This window comes from Leucobacter japonicus, assembly GCF_001273855.1.
Taxonomy (GTDB): Bacteria; Actinomycetota; Actinomycetes; order Actinomycetales; family Microbacteriaceae; genus Leucobacter; species Leucobacter japonicus.
Genome location: NZ_JHBX01000060.1, coordinates 1 through 219 on the forward strand (window position 1 = coordinate 1; position 219 = coordinate 219).

Annotated in this window: 1 protein-coding gene; it reads right to left on the reverse strand. The window is 63.9% G+C overall.

All coding sequences use genetic code 11. The features are described from left to right. The coding region (locus AMS67_RS18355) for a peptidylprolyl isomerase family protein (RefSeq protein ID WP_206541719.1) at positions 1–219 on the reverse strand (219 nt) is incomplete at both ends.

The window sequence follows — 219 nt, forward strand, 5'->3', positions numbered from 1 at the left end:
GTATTGCTGTTCGCCGTGCGTGGCCGTGCCGCCACCCTGCTGCGCCAGATAGTTGTCGATCTCGCCGTCGTAGACCTGCACCTTCGAGTCGACCTCGCGCTCACGCAGGCGCGCCAGAAGGATTTCCTGACGCAGGTCGTCGCGGTACTTGTCGTACGTCATGCCGGCGTCCTTCAGCTTGCTCTTGAGCTGCGGCACCGACAGGTTGTTGCGCTGGGC